General features: G+C 42.3%; 21 protein-coding genes. 12 read left to right on the top strand and 9 right to left on the bottom strand.

The features are described from left to right. The first annotated feature begins 1 nt into the window (after position 1). The 9 genes from dnaB to ONT19_RS03250 all read left to right on the top strand — a co-directional run bounded on the left by dnaB (position 2) and on the right by ONT19_RS03250 (position 10,929). Complete coding sequence (gene dnaB / locus ONT19_RS03210; protein ID WP_117693067.1) at positions 2-1,501, top strand: replicative DNA helicase; 1,500 nt, start codon at positions 2-4, stop codon at positions 1,499-1,501. 457 nt (positions 1,502-1,958) lie between these two features. Continuing rightward, complete coding sequence (locus ONT19_RS03215; RefSeq protein WP_118066228.1) at positions 1,959-3,461, top strand: 2-isopropylmalate synthase; 1,503 nt, start codon at positions 1,959-1,961, stop codon at positions 3,459-3,461. Between the two features lie 23 nt (positions 3,462-3,484). After that, positions 3,485-4,879 (top strand): 3-isopropylmalate dehydratase large subunit, encoded by a 1,395-nt coding sequence (gene leuC, locus ONT19_RS03220; RefSeq protein ID WP_264952310.1) that lies wholly within the window; start codon positions 3,485-3,487, stop codon positions 4,877-4,879. 33 nt (positions 4,880-4,912) lie between these two features. Further along, the gene (leuD, locus tag ONT19_RS03225; RefSeq protein ID WP_006846819.1) at positions 4,913-5,503 is read left to right on the top strand and encodes a 3-isopropylmalate dehydratase small subunit; all 591 of its coding nucleotides are present in this window, start codon (positions 4,913-4,915) and stop codon (positions 5,501-5,503) included. Between the two features lie 2 nt (positions 5,504-5,505). Beyond that, the gene (locus ONT19_RS03230) at positions 5,506-7,104 is read left to right on the top strand and encodes an alpha-isopropylmalate synthase regulatory domain-containing protein (RefSeq protein WP_117693072.1); all 1,599 of its coding nucleotides are present in this window, start codon (positions 5,506-5,508) and stop codon (positions 7,102-7,104) included. A gap of 240 nt (positions 7,105-7,344) precedes the next feature. Next, positions 7,345-8,406 (top strand): 3-isopropylmalate dehydrogenase, encoded by a 1,062-nt coding sequence (gene leuB, locus ONT19_RS03235; RefSeq protein WP_264952309.1) that lies wholly within the window; start codon positions 7,345-7,347, stop codon positions 8,404-8,406. Positions 8,407-8,647: 241 nt separating this feature from the next. After that, the gene (locus tag ONT19_RS03240) at positions 8,648-9,361 is read left to right on the top strand and encodes a tetratricopeptide repeat protein (RefSeq protein ID WP_228121596.1); all 714 of its coding nucleotides are present in this window, start codon (positions 8,648-8,650) and stop codon (positions 9,359-9,361) included. A 46-nt stretch (positions 9,362-9,407) separates the two neighbouring features. After that, positions 9,408-10,223, top strand: a complete 816-nt coding sequence (locus ONT19_RS03245) for a metallophosphoesterase family protein (RefSeq protein ID WP_264952308.1) — start codon at positions 9,408-9,410, stop codon at positions 10,221-10,223. After that, positions 10,204-10,929 (top strand): hypothetical protein, encoded by a 726-nt coding sequence (locus ONT19_RS03250; RefSeq protein WP_264952307.1) that lies wholly within the window; start codon positions 10,204-10,206, stop codon positions 10,927-10,929. The genes ONT19_RS03245 and ONT19_RS03250 overlap by 20 nt, the downstream gene beginning before the upstream one ends. Here ONT19_RS03250 and ONT19_RS03255 read toward each other — a convergent pair. From ONT19_RS03255 to ONT19_RS03290, 8 genes are all read right to left on the bottom strand, one after another. Next, entirely contained in the window at positions 10,926-12,089 is a 1,164-nt protein-coding gene (locus ONT19_RS03255) for a DegT/DnrJ/EryC1/StrS family aminotransferase (protein WP_264952306.1), read from the bottom strand. The genes ONT19_RS03250 and ONT19_RS03255 overlap by 4 nt on opposite strands. An 801-nt stretch (positions 12,090-12,890) precedes the next feature. After that, positions 12,891-14,261 (bottom strand): ATP-binding protein, encoded by a 1,371-nt coding sequence (locus ONT19_RS03260; RefSeq protein ID WP_264952305.1) that lies wholly within the window; start codon positions 14,259-14,261, stop codon positions 12,891-12,893. Positions 14,262-14,640: 379 nt separating this feature from the next. Continuing rightward, positions 14,641-15,543, bottom strand: coding sequence for an IS3 family transposase (locus ONT19_RS03265; protein ID WP_153083943.1), 903 nt, complete (start codon positions 15,541-15,543; stop codon positions 14,641-14,643). A gap of 2 nt (positions 15,544-15,545) precedes the next feature. Continuing rightward, positions 15,546-15,983, bottom strand: coding sequence for a transposase (locus ONT19_RS03270; protein ID WP_089543290.1), 438 nt, complete (start codon positions 15,981-15,983; stop codon positions 15,546-15,548). A gap of 178 nt (positions 15,984-16,161) precedes the next feature. Next, positions 16,162-17,115: an IS3 family transposase gene (locus tag ONT19_RS03275; RefSeq protein ID WP_117695121.1), complete on the bottom strand. Its 954-nt coding sequence runs from the start codon at positions 17,113-17,115 to the stop codon at positions 16,162-16,164. Between the two features lie 5 nt (positions 17,116-17,120). Then, positions 17,121-17,468 (bottom strand): helix-turn-helix domain-containing protein, encoded by a 348-nt coding sequence (locus ONT19_RS03280; RefSeq protein ID WP_117695123.1) that lies wholly within the window; start codon positions 17,466-17,468, stop codon positions 17,121-17,123. A gap of 344 nt (positions 17,469-17,812) precedes the next feature. Continuing rightward, complete coding sequence (locus ONT19_RS03285; RefSeq protein WP_264952304.1) at positions 17,813-18,481, bottom strand: sugar transferase; 669 nt, start codon at positions 18,479-18,481, stop codon at positions 17,813-17,815. 34 nt (positions 18,482-18,515) lie between these two features. Next, complete coding sequence (locus tag ONT19_RS03290) at positions 18,516-19,352, bottom strand: glycosyltransferase family 2 protein (RefSeq protein WP_264952303.1); 837 nt, start codon at positions 19,350-19,352, stop codon at positions 18,516-18,518. A gap of 245 nt (positions 19,353-19,597) precedes the next feature. On the opposite strand from ONT19_RS03290, the gene darT reads away from it, so the two are divergent. The 3 genes from darT to ONT19_RS03305 are packed head-to-tail and all read left to right on the top strand — an operon-like array spanning position 19,598 to position 22,249. Continuing rightward, the gene (gene darT, locus ONT19_RS03295) at positions 19,598-20,239 is read left to right on the top strand and encodes a type II toxin-antitoxin system toxin DNA ADP-ribosyl transferase DarT (protein WP_264952302.1); all 642 of its coding nucleotides are present in this window, start codon (positions 19,598-19,600) and stop codon (positions 20,237-20,239) included. A gap of 2 nt (positions 20,240-20,241) precedes the next feature. Continuing rightward, positions 20,242-21,306 (top strand): type II toxin-antitoxin system antitoxin DNA ADP-ribosyl glycohydrolase DarG, encoded by a 1,065-nt coding sequence (gene darG / locus ONT19_RS03300; RefSeq protein WP_118191185.1) that lies wholly within the window; start codon positions 20,242-20,244, stop codon positions 21,304-21,306. A gap of 37 nt (positions 21,307-21,343) precedes the next feature. Beyond that, on the top strand, positions 21,344-22,249 hold the full coding sequence (locus ONT19_RS03305; protein ID WP_203068255.1) for an ATP-grasp fold amidoligase family protein: 906 nt from the start codon (positions 21,344-21,346) through the stop codon (positions 22,247-22,249). A 97-nt stretch (positions 22,250-22,346) separates the two neighbouring features. Here ONT19_RS03305 and ONT19_RS03310 read toward each other — a convergent pair whose 3' ends face one another. Then, positions 22,347-23,396 carry a glycosyltransferase family 4 protein gene (locus ONT19_RS03310; protein WP_203068256.1) on the bottom strand — a complete coding sequence of 350 codons (1,050 nt, stop codon included), beginning with the start codon at positions 23,394-23,396 and terminating at the stop codon, positions 22,347-22,349. Positions 23,397-23,399 lie beyond the last annotated feature (3 nt).

Genomic DNA, 23,399 nt, shown 5'->3' on the forward strand with positions numbered 1-23,399 from the left:
GATGGCGGAGAATAATAAAAATAAGAATAAGGTACAGATAGATCCAACCTACGCCCATTTGCAGCCGCAGGCTGTGAATGTGGAGCAGGCGGTACTGGGTGCCTTGATGATAGATTCTGATGCCTTTTCGGTGGTGTCGGAGTTGCTCAAGCCGGATACTTTTTATGACCCGCGTCATAAGAGAATATATCAGGCTATCCAGGTGATGAACATGGAGGAACGGCCTGTGGATATCATGACTCTTGCCGATCAGTTAGCCAAGACTGGCGAACTGGATAAGGTGGGAGGAGCACAATATCTCATGGATATTTCTGCAGGCATGGCTTCGGCTGCCCATGTAGAGTCGCATGCCCGTATCCTGGCGCAGAAATATATGCAGCGTCAGCTGATTCATTATGCCGGCGACATCGAGACGATGGCGTATGAAGAAGGTGTGGATGTGGATGAACTGATGCAGAAAGCTGAAGGTGAACTCTTCCAGCTTTCGCAGAACAATATGAAGCAGGATTATACACAGATTGATCCGGTTGTAAAGGAGGCCGTTGCCATCTTGCAGCGCGCTGCTCAGAACTCGGGTGGTCTTACCGGTATTCCTACGGGTTATCGTGGGTTGGATGATATAACATCAGGTTGGCAACCGTCCGACCTTGTGATTATCGCCGGTCGTCCTGCCATGGGTAAGACTTCCTTTGCATTGAGTATTGCCAAGAATGTGGCGGTAGATTATGATGTGCCTATCGGATTCTTCTCTCTGGAAATGAATAACGTTCAGTTGGTGAACCGACTCATCTCGAATGTTTGCGAGATTTCGGGTAAAAAAATACTGAACGGACAATTGGAACAGCCAGAATGGGAACGGTTGGATAAAAAACTGAGAAAACTGACAGGTGCACCTATTTATATTGATGATACGCCTGGTCTTTCTGTTTTCGAACTCCGTACCAAGGCGCGCCGACTGGTAAGGGAAAAGGGTGTTAAACTGTTGATGATCGACTATCTCCAGCTGATGAATGCCAATGGTATGAAGTTTGGTAGCCGTCAGGAGGAGGTATCTACCATCTCCCGTTCGCTCAAAGGTATTGCCAAAGAACTGAATATTCCTGTGCTTGCTCTTTCGCAGCTCTCCCGTAATGTAGAGAACCGTGAGGGTTTGGAAGGAAAGCGACCTCAGTTAAGTGACCTCCGTGAATCCGGTGCCATCGAGCAGGATGCCGATATGGTGCTTTTCGTTCACCGCCCGGAATATTATCATATCTATCAGGATGAAAAGGGTAATGACCTTCATGGTATGGCACAGATTATCATTGCCAAGCACCGTAAGGGCTCTGTTGGAGATGTTCTCCTGAACTTCCGTGGAGAATTTACCCGATTCCAGGATCCGCAGGATGCTGCAGCAGCACCTGTCGAAGAAGGTGGTGAGATTGTAGGCTCTAGGATGAATGGCGGAGGGCAGGATGGTAGTCCGCTACCACCGCCGCCTGCAGAGAATCTGCCTTTCTAAGGTTAGAGTTTGTCAATTTTTCACTCACAAACTGGCTTTTTCGCCAAATTCTAGCACAGAATTAACGTTTTTGGGTGAAAAAACTATAAGGATATAGGAATTTGTTATCATTTCTATTAAAAAAGTTATAAATTGTTTGCTAGTATCAAATAAAAGTGTTATCTTTGCATGCGAATTTAAGAATATAACATAATAAGATAGATATGAGAACAACATCGTTGAACATTACAAGCATTATTATTCGACTTCGACTGCAGTTTGTGGGCGGAAGTGATAAGGTGTGCGTATAGTTCATCGCATAAGATATTAAAAGCCTTTCTACACTTCCGTCTATGGAGTGGGGGAAGGCTTTTTACTTTATCTGATGCTTCTGCACGGATTGCTATATAAACGTAGTGCGTTCTGAATGTGTAGCTCTTATATATATTATAAGGTGTAAATTTAAAATTTTAAAGATATGAGTGACAGATTATACATTTTCGACACGACCCTCCGCGATGGCGAACAGGTTCCGGGATGTCAGTTGAACACAGTTGAGAAGATTCAGGTGGCAAAGCAACTGGAGCAGTTGGGCGTGGATGTAATTGAGGCTGGATTTCCAATATCAAGTCCGGGCGACTTCAATTCAGTGGTAGAAATCTCTAAGGCTGTAACCTGGCCTACTATTTGTGCACTTACCCGTGCCGTAGAAAAAGATATTGATTGTGCTGCTGAGGCTTTGCAGTATGCCAAGCATAAGAGAATCCATACCGGTATCGGTACCAGCGACAGTCATATCAAGTATAAGTTCAATTCTACCCGCGAGGAAATCATCGAACGTGCTGTAGCTGCTGTCAAGTATGCTAAAAAGTATGTTGAGGACGTTGAGTTCTATGCTGAGGATGCAGGCCGTACCGATAATGAGTATCTGGCTCGTGTCGTAGAGGCTGTTGTCAAGGCGGGTGCTACTGTAGTGAACATTCCTGATACTACAGGTTATTGTCTGCCTGATGAATATGGTGACAAAATCAAGTATCTCATGGAGCATGTTGATGGCATTGACAAGGCACGCCTTTCTACCCACTGTCATAACGACCTCGGTATGGCAACTGCCAATACCCTGCAGGGTGTTTTGAATGGTGCACGCCAGGTTGAGGTTACCATCAATGGTATCGGTGAGCGTGCAGGTAATACTTCGCTCGAAGAGATTGCCATGATTCTGAAGTGTCACAAGCATATCAATATTGATACCAACATCAATACCACCAAGATTATTCCTACCTCACGCATGGTGAGCAGCCTGATGAATATGCCTGTTCAGCCAAACAAGGCTATCGTGGGTCGCAATGCATTTGCTCATTCTTCTGGTATCCATCAGGATGGTGTCTTGAAGAATGTCCAGACTTACGAAATCATTGATCCTAAGGAAGTTGGATTGGATGACAATGCTATCGTTCTGACAGCCCGTTCTGGTCGTGCTGCATTGAAGTACCGTCTCCATGTCAATGGTGTAGAGATTAATGATGAGGAGAAGCTCGACAAGATTTACAAGAAGTTCCTCCAACTGGCTGATAAGAAGAAGGAAGTTACCGATGAGGATGTTTTGATGCTTGCTGGTGCTGATTCTGCTGATAAGCATGGTGTTCAGCTCGACTGGTTGCAGGTTACTACAGGTAAGGGCGTGAAGAGCGTGGCAAGTATCGGTCTTGATATTGCAGGTCAGAAGTTTGAGGCTGCATCATCTGGTAACGGTCCGGTAGATGCTGCTATCAATGCTCTCAAGAAGATCATCACCAAGGAGATGAATCTCAAGGAGTTCACTATCCAGGCAATCGACAAGGGCTCTGACGATGTGGGCAAGGTTCACATGCAGGTGGAATACGATGGTCATGTATATTATGGCTTCGGTGCAGATACCGACATCGTTACGGCTTCTGTTGAGGCTTACATTGATTGTATTAACAAGTTTAAGATTAGATAAACATATATATAACAAAAGATATTATGAATACATTATTCGACAAGATTTGGGACAAGCACGTTGTCCAGATTGTTCCGGACGGTCCTACTCAGCTTTACATCGACCGTCTCTACTGTCACGAAGTAACATCACCTCAGGCATTCGCTGGTATGCGAGCACGCGGACTCAAGATGTTCCGTCCAGACCAGATTTTCTGTATGCCTGACCACAATACTCCAACCCACGATCAGGATAAACCAATTGAGGATCCTATCTCAAAAAAGCAGGTAGATACCTTGGCAAAGAATACTGCTGATTTCGGCGTAACTCACTTTGCCATGAACACCAAGGACAATGGTATCATCCACGTAGTAGGTCCTGAGAAGGGTATTTCTCTTCCTGGTATGACCATCGTCTGTGGCGACTCTCATACTTCTACCCATGGTGCCATGGGTGCCGTAGCTTTCGGTATCGGTACTTCTGAGGTTGAGATGGTGATGGCTTCACAATGTATTCTCCAGAGCAAGCCAAAGTCTATGCGTATCAGCATCAACGGTAAGCTCAGCAAGGGCGTTACTGCCAAGGACGTTGCTCTCTATCTGATGAGCCAGCTCACTACTTCAGGTGCTACCGGTTACTTCGTTGAGTACAGTGGCGATGTAGTGAAGGATATGTCTATGGAAGGTCGTCTTACCCTCTGTAACCTCTCTATTGAGATGGGTGCCCGTGGTGGTTTCGTAGCTCCTGATGAGACCACATTCGAGTACATCAAGGGTCGTGAATATGCACCTAAGGGTGAAGAGTGGGACAAGGCTGTGGCTTACTGGAAGACCTTGAAGAGTGGAGATGATGCAGTCTTCGACAAAGAGTTGACTTTCGAGGCAAAGGATATCGAACCACGTATCACCTATGGTACCAACCCAGGTATGGGTATCGGCATCACCGAAAGCATCCCAACGCTTGATGAGATTCCTGAGGAAGAGCAGGCTGGTTTCAAGAAGAGCCTCAACTACATGGGCTTTCAGCCAGGCGAGAAACTCGAGGGTCATCCTATCGATTATGTATTCTTGGGCGCATGTACCAATGGACGTATTGAAGACTTCCGTGCTTTCGCTTCTCTTGTTAAAGGAAAGAAGAAGGCAGATGGCGTAACTGCTTTGCTTGTACCAGGTTCATGGTTGGTTGATAAACAAATACGTGAAGAGGGAATTGATAAGATTGTTGAGGCTGCCGGCTTCGAAATCCGTCAGCCTGGATGCTCTGCCTGCCTGGCAATGAACGATGATAAGATTCCTGCAGGCAAGTACTCTGTAAGTACATCCAACCGTAACTTCGAGGGTCGTCAGGGACCAGGTTCCCGCACCATCCTTGCCAGTCCATACGTAGCAGCTGCTGCCGCTATTACAGGTAAGATTACCGACCCAAGAGAGTTTATGTAATGTTAAGTGTTCAATGTTAAATGAAAAATTGAAATGAAACAGAAATTCAATGTAATTACATCAAGCTGCATTCCTCTTCCTTTGGAGAATGTAGATACAGACCAGATCATCCCAGCCCGTTTCCTCAAGGCCATCGATAAAGAGGGCATGGGCGATAACCTCTTCCGCGACTGGCGCTACAATGCCGACGGAACTCCAAAGCCAGACTTCGTGATGAACGACCCTTCTTACAGTGGTGTCATCCTCGTAGCTGGCAAGAACTTCGGCTCCGGTTCTTCCCGTGAGCACGCTGCCTGGGCTATCGCAGGTGCAGGCTTCCGTGTAGTCATCAGCTCTTTCTTCGCTGATATCCACAAGAACAACGAATTGAACAACCTTGTATTGCCAGTAGTAGTAAGCGAGGAATTCCTGAAGGAACTCTTCGAGAGCATCGACAAGGATCACAAGACAGAGGTGAAGGTAGATCTTCCTAACCAGACCGTGACCAATCTTGCTACCGGCAAGAGCGAGCACTTCGAAATCAACGGTTACAAGAAACACTGTTTGGAGAATGGTTTGGACGATGTAGACTTCCTCGTTCAGAACCGCGACAAGGTTGAGGCTTGGGAAGCTAAAAACAAGTAATTATGAACGTTAACGCAAAGAGAGATAATTCCCGCATCAAGGAGATTGAGATCATGGACTGCACGCTGCGCGACGGCGAGCAGACCAATGGTGTCAGTTTCCTTCCTCACGAGAAGTTGATGATAGCAAGAATGCTGTTGCACGACATCAATGTAGATCGCATTGAGGTGGCTTCAGCGCGTGTGTCAGAAGGTGAAAAGGATGCTGTCGCTCGAATTTGCCGTTATGCCAAAACTATAGGTAAACTGGATTCCGTTGAGGTATTGGGATTCGTGGATAACAACAAGAGTGTGGATTGGATTGCTGAATGCGGCGGTCATGTCATCAACCTCTTGGCTAAGGGTAGCTACAAGCACTGCACCCAGCAACTCAAGATGTCGCCTGAGGAGCATCTCGCTCATATCAAGCAGACCATCGACTATGCTTTGAGCAAGGGATTCACCGTGAATCTCTACTTGGAGGACTGGTCGAGCGGTATGCGTGACAGTCGTGACTATCTCTTCATGATGATGGATGAGTTGGTAAAACTGCCTATCAAGCGCTTCCTTCTTCCTGATACTTTGGGTATTCTGAACCCATTGCAGTGTGTGGAGTATATGCGCCAGATGGTTCGCCGTTATCCGAAATCTCACTTCGACTTCCATGCCCATAACGACTACGATTTGGCGGTGAGCAACTCGCTCGCTGCCGTATTGAGCGGCGCCAAGGGTCTTCACGTTACCGTGAATGGTCTGGGTGAGCGTTGTGGCAATGCACCATTGGCAAGTGTTCAGGTGATTCTGAAGGATATGTTCGAGGCAAAGACCAATATTAAGGAAGACCGTCTGAACGATATTTCCCGATTGGTTGAAGGATATAGTGGCATTGCCGTGGCTCCGAATACTCCGGTAGTAGGAGACAACGTCTTTACCCAGGTAGCTGGTGTGCATGCCGATGGTGACAACAAGGACAAGCTTTATTGCAACGACTTGGTACCAGAGCGTTTCGGCAGACATCGTGAGTATGCGTTGGGTAAGAATTCCGGTAAGGCGAACATCATCCAGAACCTCAACGAACTGGGATTGGAGTTGACTCCGGAGCAGACCAAGGCGGTGACCAAGCGAATCACAGAACTCGGTGACCGCAAGGAACTGGTAACTCAGGACGACCTGCCATACATCGTGAGTGATGTATTGAAGCATGGAGCTCCAGAGGATAAGGTGAAACTGGTAAGTTACATGGTATCAACCTCATACGGTTTGAAGCCTATCGCCAGTGTAAAGGTAGAAATCGATGGCAAGGAGTATGAAGACCAGAGCTCAGGTGATGGTCAGTATGATGCTTTCGTGAAAGCCCTCCGCAATATCTATAAGGTGAAGCTCGGCAAGACCTTCCCTAAGCTCGACAACTATCAGGTAACCATCCCACCTGGTGGCCGTACCGATGCCCTCGTTCAGACCGTCATTACCTGGCGTGAAGGTGACCGTATCTGGCGTACCCGAGGCTTGGATGCTGACCAGACAGAAGCTGCTATCAAGGCAACGCTGAAGATGATTAATATGTACGAGGCAGATAAGAGCGATGATCAGGCTGTTTCGCCTCGAAATCTGGATATGGAATAATATCTCCGAAGATTATGAAAATATCTCCGAAGGTTACGAAAATATCTCCGAAGGATATAAAAATATCTTCGAAGGTTACGAAAATATCTCCGAAGGTTTCTATTCAGCAGCACGCCCTGAAGGGGCAGAAGCTCGTAGCCCAGGGTAACACCCTGGGTATAAGGTAGCATTTAGCAATGCGCCCTGTAAGGGCAAAAGCTTTAATCATTCAAAAAATAAACAATTAAAAAATCAGATAAGATGAAATTAAACATTGCAGTTCTCGCCGGTGATGGTATCGGACCAGAGATTATGAAGCAGGGCGTAGCAGTTATGCAGGCCATTGCAGAGAAGTTCAACCACGAGTTTACTTACAACGAGGCTATCTGCGGCGCTCACGCTATCGACAAGGTAGGTGATCCATTCCCAGAGGAGACCTTCAAGACTTGTATGGATGCTGATGCTGTACTCTTCGCAGCCGTTGGTGACCCACGTTTCGACAACAACCCTACAGCCAAGGTTCGTCCTGAGCAGGGCTTGCTCGCTATGCGTAAGAAGTTGGGCCTCTTCGCCAATGTTCGCCCAGTAGCCACATTCGATTGCCTGCTCCACAAGTCACCATTGAAGGATGAACTCCTGAAGGGTGCTGACTTCGTAGTTATCCGCGAGTTGACTGGCGGTATGTACTTCGGTGAGAAGTATCAGGATAACGATAAGGCATACGATACTGATATCTATACCCGTCCTGAGATTGAGCGCATCCTGAAGGTAGCTTTCGAGTTTGCCATGAAGCGCAACAAGCACTTGACAGTAGTAGATAAGGCAAACGTATTGGCATCTTCTCGTCTCTGGCGTCAGATTGCCAAGGAGATGGAGCCACAGTATCCTGAGGTAAACACCGATTATATGTTCATCGACAACGCTTCTATGCGCGTATTGACTGAGCCTACATTCTTCGATGTTATCGTTACAGAGAATACCTTCGGCGATATCCTGACCGATGAGACTTCTTGCATCACCGGTTCTATGGGCTTGCAGCCATCCAGCTCTCTCGGTGAGCACACACCATTGTTCGAGCCTGTTCATGGTTCATGGCCACAGGCAGCTGGCAAGAACCTGGCTAACCCAGTAGCTCAGATTCTTTCTGCAGCTATGTTGTTGGAGCACTTCGGCTTGAACGAGGAGGGCGCCTTGATCCGCAAGGCAGTAGATGCTTCTCTCGATGCCAATGTCCGCACACCTGAAATTCAGGTAGAGGGTGGTGCTCACTATGGCACAACTGAGGTTGGCGCATGGATCGTTAACTGGATTAAGAATGCTTAATCTGTAAATGGATTTTTCGGCGCTTGATGATAAAAGAGGGTGTGTCATAAGTTTAAACAATGGCAGCCGAAGACGGGCTAAGAGCTTCTGCCCTTTCAGGGCGTATGGGAAGTGGCTTATGACACACCTTCTTTTCTTGTTGATTGTCCTGTCTTTCTGAAATTTAGTTCTTTTTGTAAACTCAAATAAGTTTTATAGTTTTTTATTTGGCAGTTTGCAAAAGTCTTCTTAACTTTGCACCATGAAAAGTTTTTATACATTATTATTGGCATCGATGGTTTCTTTGTCTGTATCTGCGCAGAACGTAGATGCCGACAAGGCACGTGCTGCTCAGAATAAAGCCTTGCGCGATTCACTCTCCAAGGCTACAGAAGTGCTTGCATATCATCCCGACAGTATCGATCTGCGACTGAAAAAGGCTGCTTGGAATATCCAGTTGGAGCAATGGCAATATGCCAAGGATGATCTTGATAAGGTACTCTTTCTGAACAATACCAATATCGCCGGTTTGTTCTATCGTGCCTTTGTCAATGAGAAGTTGCTCCGTTATAACTTTGCGCGTCTCGATTATCAGAATCTTCTGGTACTTGTTCCTGGCAACTTCCAGGCGCAACTCGGTCTGGCTTTGCTCAATGAGAAAGATAAGCATTATACCGAGGCTTACGATGGCATTAACAGTCTGATAGAGCAATACCCTGACAGTGCGATGGCTTATGCTGCAAGAGGTGGCATGGAGAAGGAGAGGGGTATGCTTGAGCTGGCAGAGTTTGATTACGCCAAGGCGATGGAGTTGGATGCCGGTAATGAGGATTTTGCTTTCAATCATGTAGACATCCTGATTCTGCTTGGAAGAAAAGACGAAGCCTATCGTGATTTGAAGAAATTGCTCGATGCCGGTTGTCAGCCAGGCAGGTTGCAAGGTTTCTATGCAAGGTTGAAAAAGAAGAAAAAGTAGTATTTCAGAGTTATAAAAAGGAGTTTTAATGATTAATATGACAAGAATGCATAAAATTATTCCCTATATCCTGGCTGCCTGTTGTCTCTGTATGGTGGCATCCTGCGATACCGTCTTCGATGTTCATCCGTATGATGTGCAAATCGACGGCGATAGAAATCTGAATGTTACCAATATTCAGAAGATTGAGGCTGCAGTAAAGTCGAAAGATACAATCCGTTTTGCTATGATCAGCGATTCGCACCAGTGGTTGGATGATTTGAAGAGTGAGGTTAATGATATCAATCGCCGCAGTGATTCCCTCGATTTCGTGATTCATTGTGGAGACCTTACCGACTTTGGTGCTACCCGTGAGTTTCAGTGGACCCGTGACCATCTTCAGAAGTTGAAGATACCTTTCGTGGCTCTGCTGGGTAATCATGACTGTTTGGGAACAGGTAACCAGGCTTATGAGAAAATCTTTGGTAATCCGGATTTCAGTTTCATTGCCGGTAAGGTAAAGTTTGTCTGCCTCAATACCAATGCTATTGAGTTCGACTATTCCCGCCCTGTACCTAATTTCGATTTCATGGAAGAGCAGGTTAAGGCAGATGCAGATGACTTTTCGCGTACCATTGTCTGCATGCATGCAGGTCCTTATTCAGAACAGTTTAATAATAATGTGGCTAAGGTCTTCAATTTTTATACCCATCAGTTTCCTGGTTTGATGTGCTGTCTTTACGGTCATGGTCATCATACCGAGCAAAATGACATTTATGGCGATGGCATCATCTATTATCAGGTGGCTAATGCCGCTAAGCATCAGTACTATATATTCACCATTACTCCAAAAGGTTATCGTTATGAAATTATTGAGTTTTAAGCATATATTCATTCTGGGAGCTTTGCTTGCTGCAGGTTCTGTACAGGTTCATGCTGCCGATGAGGTTACCGGGAAAAGTGAGGAGTTGGAACTGACGGATAGTATCGTTCATGATACGCTGGTGTTGGCGGATGGCAAACTGACCCGATATGACCGCCGCATTATGCGCTACCGTAAGCATTGGAATTTGCTGATACCTACTAGTGGTATCATTCAGACCTGTGGTAATATGGGTATTGTTTCGCTGGGTATCGGATGGGAATATGGTAAGCGCCGCCAGTGGGAAACGCAGTTCTTGTTTGGCTACATCCCGAAGTTCAGTTCTGACGATGAGAAGTTAACCATGACGCTCAAGGAGAATTTCATTCCTTGGCGTCGCAATATCGGTAAGGGCTGGTGGTTTGAACCGCTGGAGTGCAGTCTGTATTTCAATACGGTGTTCGGACATGATTTCTGGACAAAGCAGCCTACCAAGTATGAAAGCGGCTACTATCCGTTCTCTACCAGAGTCCGTCCTAATATCGCCTTGGGTGAACGTTTTAAGTATGATATTCCGCACAATAAACGTAAGCGTATCAAGAGTATTACGTTCTTCTATGAGTTGGGTACAACGGATATCTACTTTATGCGTTTCTACCGTAACGGCAATGCCGGTTTCTGGGATGTCTTCGGCCTCTCTATCGGTGCCAAGGTGCAGTACCTTTAAACCAAAAACTGGTTGATGAGTTTGCTTACTCTGATGATATCTTCATCGTTGAGCGATGAGTTGCAAGGCAGACTCAGTTCTTCGTCAGCTATTCTCTTGGCTACCGGAAATTCCAGATGATTCATTTCCGGATAGCATGGCTGCAGATAGGGTGGGCGGAAGTAATGAATCTTTGTGCCGACCCCATTCTCAGCCAGGAAAGCTTTCAGTTGGTCTCGCTTCGGGGTAAGGAAAGGGAAGACGTGGAAAACATTTTCATGAGCAGGAGAGATGAGTTTCGCAGCGATGCATCTGTCCTTGATGCTGTCATCCAGATGCTCCAGATATAGCTGTACCTGTCTGTATCTCGCTTTCTGTTCGTTCTCAGGATATTGCAGTTTCACATTCAGTACCGCAGCCTGAATCTCATCCATGCGCGAGTTGACGCCCTGGTATCTGAAGATGCCGTCTTCTATCTTTCCATATTCGTGTAGTGACATGATGGCTTCCGCCAATTCCCTGTTATTGGTAGTTACAGCTCCCGCATCTCCCAATGCTCCCAGATTTTTGCTAGGATAAAAACTGTGGGCGGCAGCATCCGAAAGATTTCCGGTATATCTTCTTTTCGGTGGTTTTTCAGAAGAGTCAGATAGAGTAGTGGAGCATCCGAATCCCTGCGCATTGTCTTCGAAAAGCAAGAGATGATGCTTCTTGCAGATTTCAGCAATCTTTGGAGTCCATGCCAGTTTGCCATAGAGATGAACAATCATGATGGCTTTGGTCTTCGGTGTGATTCGGGCTTCTATCAGTTGGTCATCTATCTGTAATGTATCGATATTGGCATCCACCAATACAGGTGTCAGTCCTACGCTGCTGATGGCAAGTACGGTAGCGAAATAAGTGTTGGCAGGCACAATCACCTCATCACCTTTCTGCAACTTTCCGATAGCCAGTTCGCCCATCAGCATCAGTTTGAGCGCATCCGTCCCATTAGCGCAGCTGATGCAGTATTCTGTACCGATAAACTGTGCATACGATTTCTCAAACCTTTTTACGGTTTCACCTTGCAGATACCATCCGCTGTTGACCACCTTGTTGATAGCATCCTTTATCTCCTTCTCGTAAGGCTCATTGATAGCCTTCAGATCGAGATAAGGTATCTTCTTTACTTCTGTTTCCATTGTTTCTTCTGTGATGATTTATACAAGTGATAAGACTTGTTTCTATAAATAAAAACGGATGTTTTGCGGTATTTATTATATGGGGAGGTATAAAAAAGACAAGAGCAGCTATCTTCTCAGACAACTGCTCTACATTCAATAGGTATTAGTTTTCTTTAAGGTAAAAAGATTGTATTCAGGATAACGTTTGCAAAGGTACTAAAAAAAAATGAAACAAAAAAATAAAATGGCAACAAAATTACCATCAACTTAAAAAAAAGTTTTTAAAACCCTTTGCGGAGTCTTTTCTATTTGTATGAGAAAACAGAGTTTTATATAAATAATGCCAAATAAAAAGCTGTGAAATGGAAAAACTGTCACGAAACCGTCTTTTTCCCTTTCACAGCGTTCGATGTCTAAAATATTTTGCCAAACAGGTTGTTCATCATAGTTTTGATTCGATATGCTCTCTATAAAAATGGTTACCATCAATATATAGTCAATATGCTATGTTGGGTATGATTCTTCCCAACAGTTAGACAAGGTGTCTTCCAACTCCAAATTCTTCTAAAATCAGGCCGAAAGTTCCTGCCTGCCCGCGCGAGAGTAAATCTTCAGAAATCACTGTCACCAGTGTCATCCTGTCATCCAGAAGTCGGTTGCTTCCGAGACGGAAATCAAAGACTTACGATGCAAAAGTCAGTTACTTACGATATGAAAGTCAGGGACTTATGCCCCGTAATTCAGGGGCACCTGCAAAAGCGTGTGGATGTGATTCACTAGAATTTGTGCATAGCCACATGCTTTTGCAGGTAATTCGAATTATTTTCTCATTAATGCTAAGGCATAGAGAGGGAGGATGGAGACGTGTCTGATGGCATTGTCATCCTTTTTGTCTATGTATTCAAACTCCCCGAAGTTTTCCAATGAACAGCGGAATGCTTCGGTGAGATGTTTTTCTCTCATAAATAGCCAAAGACTCTTCATGCCTCCTTGTGTACCCGATTTGATCTCTATAGGAGTAATCTTGAGAAGGTGAATCTCAAGATAGTCGATTTCGGCAATGCTATTGCCTGTCTTCTCCCAATAGAACATTTTTTGGCGTTGGATGCAAGGTTTGTTGCGCAAGATTTCCAATCCTGCAACCATCTCGGTCATGCCTCCTTTGTTGACCAGTTCCTGAGGAGTTCCTGTCATAATCAGCTCTATCAACTGCTGTGATAAATCGCCTTCCAGTTGAAGAACTGCCAACAGCAAACCTGGGTCGAGGAAAAGAATCTTCATGCTTTTCTCGTTAGCTTCTGCGTCAAGTGGAATGCCATTGCCTGAAGTGGCAACCACTGGCGTTACAATACCTGCGAGAGACAGTAATCGGATGGCTTCTCTAATTTGTGAACTTCTGTAATCTTTAGAAATGGTAGTGAATGAGAGCTTTTCGCCTGCTTGATGGCAAATGCCACGCATGGTGGTGCGAAGTAAATCGGGATTGACACGCTTTTTATATTTACCGAAGTCATCTTCGTAGGTCAAGATGATGTCTTCTTGTATGTTTCTGCAACGGTTGAAATCGTGCGTCTTGATCCATGCAAGTACACTCTCTGGCATGCCACCAACCAACAGATAGATACGGAAGTACTCGATGAGTTTCTCATGGAAAGCTGTATCCAAAGGATGTTGGCTGTCGGATTCATTGCGCATGCTGATAAGTCCCTCTTCATTGTTGGCTACAAGAAATTCATCAAATGTCATTGGATACATGAATAGGGAATGGATTCTACCGACTCCGAATGTTGGGAGTTCTTCGAGAGTAAATTCTAGTAATGACCCTGCGGCTATCACATGAAGTTCAGGATACTCTTCCTTGAAAAATCGTAATGCCATGATGGCTTCAGGGCATTCTTGTATCTCGTCAAAGAAGAGCAAGGTTTTGCCAGCAATCATAGGAACCTTGATATAGTTGCTGATTTTTTGTGTTATCATGTGAACGTCGATATCTCCTTGAAAGAAGGTCTTGATAGCCTTGTGACGTTCAAAGTTGACCTCTGCAAAATACTTGAATTCTTTTCCAAAGTGTCTGACTGCAGATGATTTTCCTACCTGTCTAGCACCTCGGAGCAAGAGTGGTTTGCGCATGGAATCGTCTTTCCAAGCGATAAGTTCTTTGTCGATATTTCTACTGATATATTCTTGCATCTTCTTAATTATTTGATTATCAGCTGCAAAAATAATAAAAATATTGAAATCCGACAAATAAATTGTACTAAAATGCTAAATTCCGACAAATAAATTGTGTTAAAATGCTAAATTCCGACAAATAATCAGTATTCTGTAGCAGTTCCCCAAAGTGGACTGTCTTATACGTGAAAAAGTTGTCACCTTTAGGATGGTTAAACTAAATTTGTTACTATCTATTTTTCTTATCACTAAATGGGTTACGCATTTTTAATTTTATCACTATATGGGTTGTCAGCGAATACCCATTATACCTAACTAGGTTACTCTTTTTAAGGAGCTATCCCTAGAAAGGTTACGGTGATGATATTCTTTCAAATGCAAAGATACACATTTTCAACTAATTAGAAGAATTTTCCCAAGGATTTTTCCACATTTTCTGCTGTGGCCCCACTTGAGTATGTGCAACTGATGGTGTTTGATTACCGATACTCATATGCGGTCTTTCGTCGTTATAAAACGCAATAATCCTGGTCAGTTCCTTCTTACATACTTTACGAGTAGGAATTGTCATTCTATAAAGCCATTCTGTTTTTAAAATGCCGTTTGCACGTTCTGCTATAGCATTCTCCAAAGGATCTCCTGTTTGAGTCATACTTATTTGTGAGCCATGACTTTTTAGGATAGATACATAATTCTGACTGCAATACTGGCTTCCTCTGTCAGAGTGATGAATGAGTCCTTTTGCAGTTTCTTCATCAATGCTTTTATATGCCATTTTAAGCGCTTCTAATGGATATACTGTTTCTAATGTTGGACCAACAGCCCATCCAACGATTTTATGGGAATACAGGTCTGTTATAAGCGAGAGATAGCACACACCTTCATTGGTTTCAACATAGGTGATGTCACTTGCCCAAATCTGGTTCGGATGGGTAGGAACTACTCCCTTAATCAGGTTTGGGTATTTGCGATAATTATGGTCGGAATCTGTTGTCTTATAGCGCCTACGGCGCTTTATACGTACCATGAGTCCATGCTTACGCAGCATCTCAATAAATGCGTCACGACCAGGGAAGCAGCCTGTATCCTCAAACATCTGTTTCAATATGGCATGCAACTTTGCAGCTCCTAAGCCAGGATTCGACTTACGATACTCACGTGCCTTTTCAATGATGATAGACTCAATGGCCTCTTCAGCAAAGCCGTCAGAGACATTGCGCTTATTATATGCTTGCCGGGTGAAACCAAACAGCCCGCATAGAGTGCCTAAACCTTGGCTCTGGCACTCTGTGCGGAGCAAGCTTACTGTTTGGTACCAGATTTTTTTCTCACAGGAATATTGAAGGTTTCTTCTGCGAGATCAATCATGGTGGAGAATGCCTTAGAGCGAAGCTTCTCTAACTCCAAAGCCTTGCGGAGACGCTTAATCTCAGCATCTTTCTCTTTCAACTGTTCATTTGTTGTCTTTGCCATATCGTCACGGTTTTGGTCTTCTGGCGGCAAAGATAACAAATCTTTTTCATTTAAGAACTTATCCATCCAAGAAAATAGCACTGTACGACTGCTTATATAGTATTTCTTGATGATTTCTTCTGCTGGGAGCCCACTCTCCATATACTCTCGAACTATCATGATACGATCATCATCTGTAAAAGAGTAGCTATTCAACTCTACCTCACGGGTCTCAAACCAACCTGTGTCCTCATTATACACACGTTCAATTCTTGTCTTACGTTTCATTGTCACTTCTGTTTGTTCCTAAGTGACAACCTTTTTCAGGGAAGTACAGACACAAAAAATGATTATTAATTATTTATATTTTTAAAAGTACACATATCTATCAAATTTCGTTCCTTTTCATTTGCAAAAGTAGACAATCTCATCCATATTTGCAAGTTTTTCTTTATAAAAGTGAACATTATTCTTTATTTTTCTCATTTCCAGCCATTTTCTTCCGTTCTGTGACGAACTTCGGTGTTGCATTAGCCTCTCGCTTCCCAAAAGTGTCCTTTCTTGGAAGCTCCCCTTTATAAAACCTCTTCCTGTAATTATTTGGCGTATCATAGCCGATAGCATAACATGGTCTTTTCTCATTGTAATAATCCACGTATGCGTCCAAGGCCTCCTCGAACTCCTTTCTTGAATTACATGTCTCAATCTTGAAGTCTATGAACAATTCCTCTTTTATCCATCCGTTGAGGGATTCGTTCACAGGGTTGTCTGTAGGCTTTCCTGCCCTGGACATAGACCTCACAATCAACGTGTCCTTTATCAGCTCATTATAGGCGAGTGAAGCATACACGCTACCTTGGTCCGTATGAAGAACAGTTGGCTCATCTGTGCCCTTCAACAGGTTGATGACATCATTTAGCCCATCAATGTACTGGTCTCTATGTCCACGTCTCTCAGCCACATGCCACGTTAGGATTTCTTTCGTAAAGACATCGAAATACATGGTCAACTCAAAGAAGAACCAAGAGTATTTGATGACTGTCATGTCAGAGACGATAACTTGTCGAGGTCTGTCTACCGTGTCCCACGTGGAATAAATGAGGTTGGGGTACTTATCCTTTACCTTACGTGGTTTGTAATGTATCTTGTGTCTCGTTTGTGACTGAATACCAAGATATTGGAAGCATTTATAAGAGAAATTGTCGCTGATACTCAACTGTAAATTGATTCTTATGTACGCCGCCACCCACCTGTAGCCATGTGTTGGGTGTTCCGAGTGTATGTCCTCAACCACACCCACCATGAACTCACGATTGATCTCACGGGATGAAGGCTCTCTTCTAAGCCACTTGTAATACCCCGACCGACTTACTCCCATCATCTTGCAGATATCCTTGACAGGATACTCGTGCGATAGCATGTCCACTATTTTGAACTCTTCATTTTTAAACGAACATACTCCGTTTGCCCATCCTCGTTCTGCCTCACCAGATATTTTTTTTTGAGCCGTTCATTCTCAATACGCAAGCGTAGGATTTCTCGCTTATACCCCTCCTTGGTTTTGTCAATGCCCTCAGGAAGTATGTTCCCAATCTCAGCATCAGCACGAGCCAACCCCTCTATGCCTGCTTCTTCATATTGCTTCAGCCACTTCTTAAAAGAAGTTTCCGAGACATTGTTTGCCCTGCAGAAATCACTGAGCTTAACTTTGGAGTTTCCCTTGAACTTACGAATCAAGAACTCCTTTTCCAATGGATTTAAATGCTTTGCCATAAAAAGTTTCCTTTCTGGTGAATACTTGACGATAAGATAACCGTGCTTCGGCAAGTTGTGTGCCCTTACGTTCGGGCTACGCCCTCTCTACAGGGCACACAACTCTATCTGCTTGCAAAGGTAATCATTTTCCATCAGTTTTCCACCTTTCTGTGTCTACTTTTTGAGGGGCAGCATTCACTGTCTAAACACAGGTTTATGCTATTGTCTAAACACAGGTTTATGCAGGTGCCCCGATTCTTCCCAACAGGTAAATAAGGATTTATTTAGGAAGAAGGTACAATAAAGGGGTGAATACACTATATAAAAAGTATTCACCCCTTTATTGCATCAGCAGTTAATCATTAGAATATTTTGCCAAACAGGATGTTCATCATAGTTTTGGACAGAATCTTGGCATCAAACCACCAGGATCTGTGCTCCAGGTAGAAGAGGTCAAGACTTAGTCTTCTCAACATCTTCGGCATCGTATCCGTATATCCATTATATAAGGTGGCATAAGAAGTTACTCCTGGACGAATCTGATACAGATAAATATATCGAGGATCATGCTCCATAATCTGGTCGATATAGAATTTACGTTCAGGGCGAGGACCGATAAACGCCATATCGCCCTTTACAACATTCCAAAGCTGAGGAAGTTCATCGAGGTGATGTCTCCTAAGGAATGCTCCAATATGAGTCAGGCGAGTTTCTTGATTGTGCTTGAAGAGCTGAGGACCATCTTTTTCTGCATCCACTCTCATGCTTCTGAATTTATATATGTAGAAAGGTTTGCCGAATCGGCCGATTCTTTCTTGTTTAAAGATAGCAGGTCCATTATCTTCTCTTTTTACGAGAAAATAGCATACAGCAAATAATGGTGAGAAAACTATTAAGCCACTGATAGCTAATAGACAGTCTCCCGCCCGTTTTACGTTTCTTTCAAAAACATTCATGCCATCGGCAATGAAACGTCTTTCTACAACGTTGTTATTAAATTCTATTCCGAAAGGAATATTTGTAAAATTCATTAGTTGCACTCTATTCATTTTGTTCTATTATGTTTTATTTTAAAACGTTTGGTGAGCGCATATATTGTCTAGAATCGATTTTTCTTTTTAGAATTTTGCAACCATAGCTTGGAAGAAACAGCAGAAAGAAGTATAAATATGCTTTTAACTTACTGAATTTCAGTATGGTTTCGTATACAGCTACGTTGTAGTGAATGAGTTGCATTTTTTTTCTGGAAACTGAATTCTTTCTTACACAATAGTAGGCTAGAGGCTTTTTGGTATAAGCGTAGCATATTTTGCATTGTTGAAGAATCTGAATAAACATAGCCCAATCCTGTCTTTTGCGGATAGTAGGCATATAGTATTTCTTCCCCAAAGCTTTTGTATCATAGATAGCTGTGAGACATCCGATTTTATTGTCACGTTTTATCATTTTATACGTGATGCGGCGTGGCGGAATATTGATGCCTGTGGCCTCATAGTTGGAATTGCATATAAGATAAGTTGCACAGCAGAGAGCGCACTTCTTTTCTGACATGTAATTGATTTGGATTTCCAGTTTCTCTGGAATCCATCTGTCGTCGCAATCACAGAATGCGATGTATCTTCCTTCTGCTCTTTTGATACATGCGTTTCGGACATATCCCGGTCCATGGTTTTCTGAGAGTAGTTCTATTTTTACTCTCTTGTCTGCTTGGGCAAATTCCTTCAGAATCTTAATGGTATCTTTATCAGTAGATGCATCGTCAGTTATAATAAGCTCCAGATTTTCGTATGTTTGCCTCAGTATACATTGAATGCTGTCAGCAAGAAATTTGCCGGCATTATAAGTAGGCATGATGACTGATACTAAGTCTTCTTTCATTTTATATTTACCTATTTTTTTCATATTCTAATTTTTTTAGATAACGTTCTCCTTTGCTTTTTATTGTGTTTCGCATGCCCGATATCTGTTCTGAATTTAAATGGTAGAGAAATAAGTACTTAATAGGAACGTATATAATAGTTGATTTTCAATTTTTAGGATTTAAAACAATATCAAAAAATACTAATTTTTATTGAATAGACCAAACTATATTTGTATGTTTCAAATAAAAAACGTATATTTGCATTGATTTAGAATCAAATTTAGTTTTGGAAGATAAAGCAAGTTTTAAGAAGCATATTAGGTATGCTTTTAGAATTCTCCATATAGATAACATGCCTCATGTTATGAAATATGGTTTGGTACATAATGATTCACCTTTTGCAAGTGATAGTTTTGTGCCAATAGGGGATATGTCTGTTATGGATGCCCGTTCAACGAAGCAACTACCAGATGGGTCTTTCCTTTCAGAATTTATTCCTTTCTATTTTGGTCCCAGGTCACCCATGTTATATAATATTCAGAATGGTAATGGTATATTGACAAAGAAAGAACCTGATGAGATAGTCTATTGCGTAATACGAATAGAGGATGTAATTAATAGTGATTTACATTGCGTTTTTACAGATGGCCATGCATTGAATAATATGAGTAAATTCTATTCCAAGTCTGATTTGCAACGATTGGATAGTTTGGTCAAGATAGAAGATGTTTATGCAACCTATTGGTTCAATCAATCTCCATGGGACGATAGAAAACGAAAAAAAGAGGCCGAGCTATTATTTAAGGATGAAATTCCGCCTCAATTTATAGTAGGATTCCTTGTTTATAGTGAGAAAGCATTAGAAAAAATGATTTCTTATGGGATTCCTAAAGATAAGATTATTGTGAAACCGGAATATTATTATTAGATATGATAAGATTTATAAAAGGCAATTTATTGGAAAGTACAGCTCAAGCACTTGTCAATACTGTAAACACAGTGGGAGTGATGGGTAAAGGTATAGCCTTGCAATTTAAGGAGGCTTACCCTAATAATTATATTCTCTACAGAAAGGCATGTAAAGATAAACTTGTTCGCATTGGTTCAATGTTCATAACCCAAGAACAGAATGTATATGGGATTAATAAAATCATCGTAAACTTTCCAACAAAAACGACCTGGAGAAAACCCTCTGAATATTCCTATATAGAGATGGGGCTCAAAGATTTGAAAGATAAGATTCTTGAATATCATATTGAGTCTATAGCTATTCCACCATTGGGTAGTCATAATGGTGGCTTGGATTGGAATATCGTAAAACAGATGATTATCAGTCAACTGTCTGATTTAAATTGTGAAATTATTCTTTATGAACCAAACGAAGCAATTATAGAGTTGATGAAATCAGAACGAGTAAAATTGACTCCGGCAAGAGCCATGTTGTTATATATGCTCTGTTCTTTGGTTTCAGAAGGTGAGTTCGCATCTGAATTTGCTGCAGAAAAGTTGGCATATTTCCTGCAAAAATTTGGAGCTGCGGATAGCTTGAAGTTACAATTTAGACAATATTATTATGGTCCTTATTCTGGCAAGGTAAGATTTGTTCTTCATTACCTGAACGGAAGTTATCTAAAAGGTGTAGGACAGATGGAACAAAAGCCATTTGATCCTATCTGGTTGTCACCTGATACATTCAGAGATGTTCAGGAATTCTTGGCAAACGAAGAGAATAAACCTTATGAGGATATTTGTAAGAAGACGGCAAGTTTCCTCTCTGGTTATTATTCCAATTATCTTCTGGAGCTATTGTCAACCGTTGATTTTATATTGCATAATAATGAAGATCTTAAGGAGTGGCTGATAATGAAACCTCAAGAAGTATTTGAACTGGTGGTTCTGCATATTAATCAATGGAGTGAACGCAAAAAGTATTTATTTAATAACGAAGAGTATGTCCGTCTTGTGTTAAATCATCTATATACGATTGAAAAATAATATTTGATTGGATAAGAATTTATCAAAAGAAATAGATATGGAATATATTAAAAAAATATTGGCTGCAATATTGGTGAATTTTCCTGTTGCAGTTGTGAAGTTGCGATATTTGATAAGGTTCAAGCGACTGCCAAATCTTAAAAATCCTCACGATTTGAACGAAAAAATCTTGTATCAGAAGTTGTATACAGATACAACGTTGTGGAGTCGGTTGGCAGATAAGGTATTGGTAAGAGACTATGTTAAGGAGTGTGGTTTGGAAAGTATACTTACCAAATTGTATGCAGTATGGGACAAGGTTCCAGATATTTGTTTTGATGAACTTCCTGATGCTTTCATGCTCAAGTCTAACAATGGCGATGGAAAAGGAACTAATATAGCGATTTGTGATAAGAAAAAAATGTCAGCATCTGACATGAAGTCATTAAAGGATAAGGCCGCTGGCTGGTTGAAACAAAAGAATATTGGTGCTTTATCAGCTGAGCCACATTATAATTCCATCACACCTCTTGTGTTTGCAGAGGAATTGTTACCTATTCCTGAAGGTGAAAAGTCTATTGTGGACTATAAACTTTGGTGCTTTAATGGAGAACCTTATGCTTTTTTGGTGATATCTAACCGTAAGAGTGGAGGAGAGGCTGAAATTGCATGTTATGATTTGGATTGGAAGGATCGTTCCGACTTGCTTGCAATAACTAAGCATTATAATATTAGAAAAAGTGGTTTGAAACGTCCGGAGAATTTGGAATCTATGATAGAGTATGCCAGAATACTAGCAAAGCCTTTCCCGCAGGTTAGAGTAGATTTCTATGATATAGAAGGTAAAATCTATTTTGGGGAACTTACCTTTACTTCGCTGGGAGGTATGATGAATTATTTCACGCAGGAAGCGTTGAATGATATGGGAGAAAAAATAAATCTTTCCTATGCTGGCAGATGCTAGCATGGGAAAGTTTGTACTGAAAGTATTATTATTTATTATAACACCATTAGATAATATGGGCGCACTACCTTAGATAATAGTAGTTAAAATCTTTAGTCTATTCAATTTCTTTCTTTAGTATTTTTGCAAAAAGATCTTTGTTCAACACTTTAGCAGTATCATATTCCATCGCCTGTATTCTGCAATGTCGGGTCATCTCTGCTACCTTTGAATGGTTGCAGATAAATGAATTCATAGCATTAGCCAACTCATCTACATTTTTGCTTTTGATAATAATACCAGTTGTGCCATTTTCAATTATTTCGGTGTTGTAACCCCATTCGGAAGCGATAACTGGTGTTCCTGCAATCATGGCATCAATCAGGATGCCAGGGAAGCCTTCGCCCTTCCAGAATGTAGGAAATAACATTGCAGAGTAACTTGCCAAAACATCGTAGTTTGAAACATCTGCAAGATTGAGGAAACCTTTGTATTCTGCATTTGGAATCTCGTTGATGATTTTGAGAAATTGAGACTCGTAGGAATCATCTATCTTTCCATAGAAATGCACAAGGAATTTGTCTTCCCCGATTTCTTTGTTTATTCTTCTTGTAGCTTCCATGATGAGGTCGCATCCTTTTTCAGGGATGATTCTCGACAAGAATACAAATCGGAAGGGTACAGAAGTTTCTGTGCTTTTTTCAGGAATGTATGCGATCTTCTTGAAGTTAGGAATGTGGATAACATTCTTATATCCCAAAAGCTCCATCTTGCGTTTCATTTCTTGACTTTCTACCATAAACCACTTGACAATGGAGTAGCATTCCCTTTGCTTCATCTCCAGTTGGGAGATGAAGTTAGGGAGTATTCCACCTATGACGAAATAGTTCAAACGGATTGACGGAAACAGCCTCTTCACTATCTTTATCAGTTTGTATGAACTATAGGTGTTTAAAGATATGATAATATCTTTCTTTCTATATTGCCAGATAGAACGGAGAACATTCAACAGGACAGAAGGATTTTTCTTCCAGTTGTTGGTGTTAACGTGTTTCAGCGTCACAAATACCTCTTTTAGTCGGTTGAACAACTGAATGTTCTTGGCGTAAACTCCATTTGACGTATTTTTGAAGTTTCCACAATCTCCGATAAATAGTATCTTCTCCATAAT

Source organism: Segatella copri (genome assembly GCF_026015625.1).
In the GTDB taxonomy this organism is placed as follows: Bacteria; Bacteroidota; Bacteroidia; order Bacteroidales; family Bacteroidaceae; genus Prevotella; species Prevotella copri_H.

Bases quoted from the DNA above. Each gene is read 5' to 3' on its own strand.
- ONT19_RS03250 (WP_264952307.1), top strand. From the start codon at position 10,204: ATGAAATTATTGAGTTTTAAGCATATATTCATTCTGGGAGCTTTGCTT.
- ONT19_RS03270 (WP_089543290.1), bottom strand. From the start codon at position 15,983: ATGAAACGTAAGACAAGAATTGAACGTGTGTATAATGAGGACACAGGT.
- darG (WP_118191185.1), top strand. From the start codon at position 20,242: ATGATAAGATTTATAAAAGGCAATTTATTGGAAAGTACAGCTCAAGCA.
- ONT19_RS03260 (WP_264952305.1), bottom strand. From the start codon at position 14,261: ATGCAAGAATATATCAGTAGAAATATCGACAAAGAACTTATCGCTTGG.
- ONT19_RS03310 (WP_203068256.1), bottom strand. From the start codon at position 23,396: ATGGAGAAGATACTATTTATCGGAGATTGTGGAAACTTCAAAAATACG.
- ONT19_RS03230 (WP_117693072.1), top strand. From the start codon at position 5,506: ATGAACGTTAACGCAAAGAGAGATAATTCCCGCATCAAGGAGATTGAG.
- ONT19_RS03245 (WP_264952308.1), top strand. From the start codon at position 9,408: ATGCATAAAATTATTCCCTATATCCTGGCTGCCTGTTGTCTCTGTATG.
- ONT19_RS03285 (WP_264952304.1), bottom strand. From the start codon at position 18,481: ATGAATTTTACAAATATTCCTTTCGGAATAGAATTTAATAACAACGTT.
- ONT19_RS03305 (WP_203068255.1), top strand. From the start codon at position 21,344: ATGGAATATATTAAAAAAATATTGGCTGCAATATTGGTGAATTTTCCT.
- ONT19_RS03290 (WP_264952303.1), bottom strand. From the start codon at position 19,352: ATGAAAAAAATAGGTAAATATAAAATGAAAGAAGACTTAGTATCAGTC.
- leuB (WP_264952309.1), top strand. From the start codon at position 7,345: ATGAAATTAAACATTGCAGTTCTCGCCGGTGATGGTATCGGACCAGAG.
- leuD (WP_006846819.1), top strand. From the start codon at position 4,913: ATGAAACAGAAATTCAATGTAATTACATCAAGCTGCATTCCTCTTCCT.
- leuC (WP_264952310.1), top strand. From the start codon at position 3,485: ATGAATACATTATTCGACAAGATTTGGGACAAGCACGTTGTCCAGATT.
- ONT19_RS03240 (WP_228121596.1), top strand. From the start codon at position 8,648: ATGAAAAGTTTTTATACATTATTATTGGCATCGATGGTTTCTTTGTCT.
- ONT19_RS03275 (WP_117695121.1), bottom strand. From the start codon at position 17,115: ATGCTATCGCACGAGTATCCTGTCAAGGATATCTGCAAGATGATGGGA.
- dnaB (WP_117693067.1), top strand. From the start codon at position 2: ATGGCGGAGAATAATAAAAATAAGAATAAGGTACAGATAGATCCAACC.
- ONT19_RS03280 (WP_117695123.1), bottom strand. From the start codon at position 17,468: ATGGCAAAGCATTTAAATCCATTGGAAAAGGAGTTCTTGATTCGTAAG.
- ONT19_RS03255 (WP_264952306.1), bottom strand. From the start codon at position 12,089: ATGGAAACAGAAGTAAAGAAGATACCTTATCTCGATCTGAAGGCTATC.
- ONT19_RS03215 (WP_118066228.1), top strand. From the start codon at position 1,959: ATGAGTGACAGATTATACATTTTCGACACGACCCTCCGCGATGGCGAA.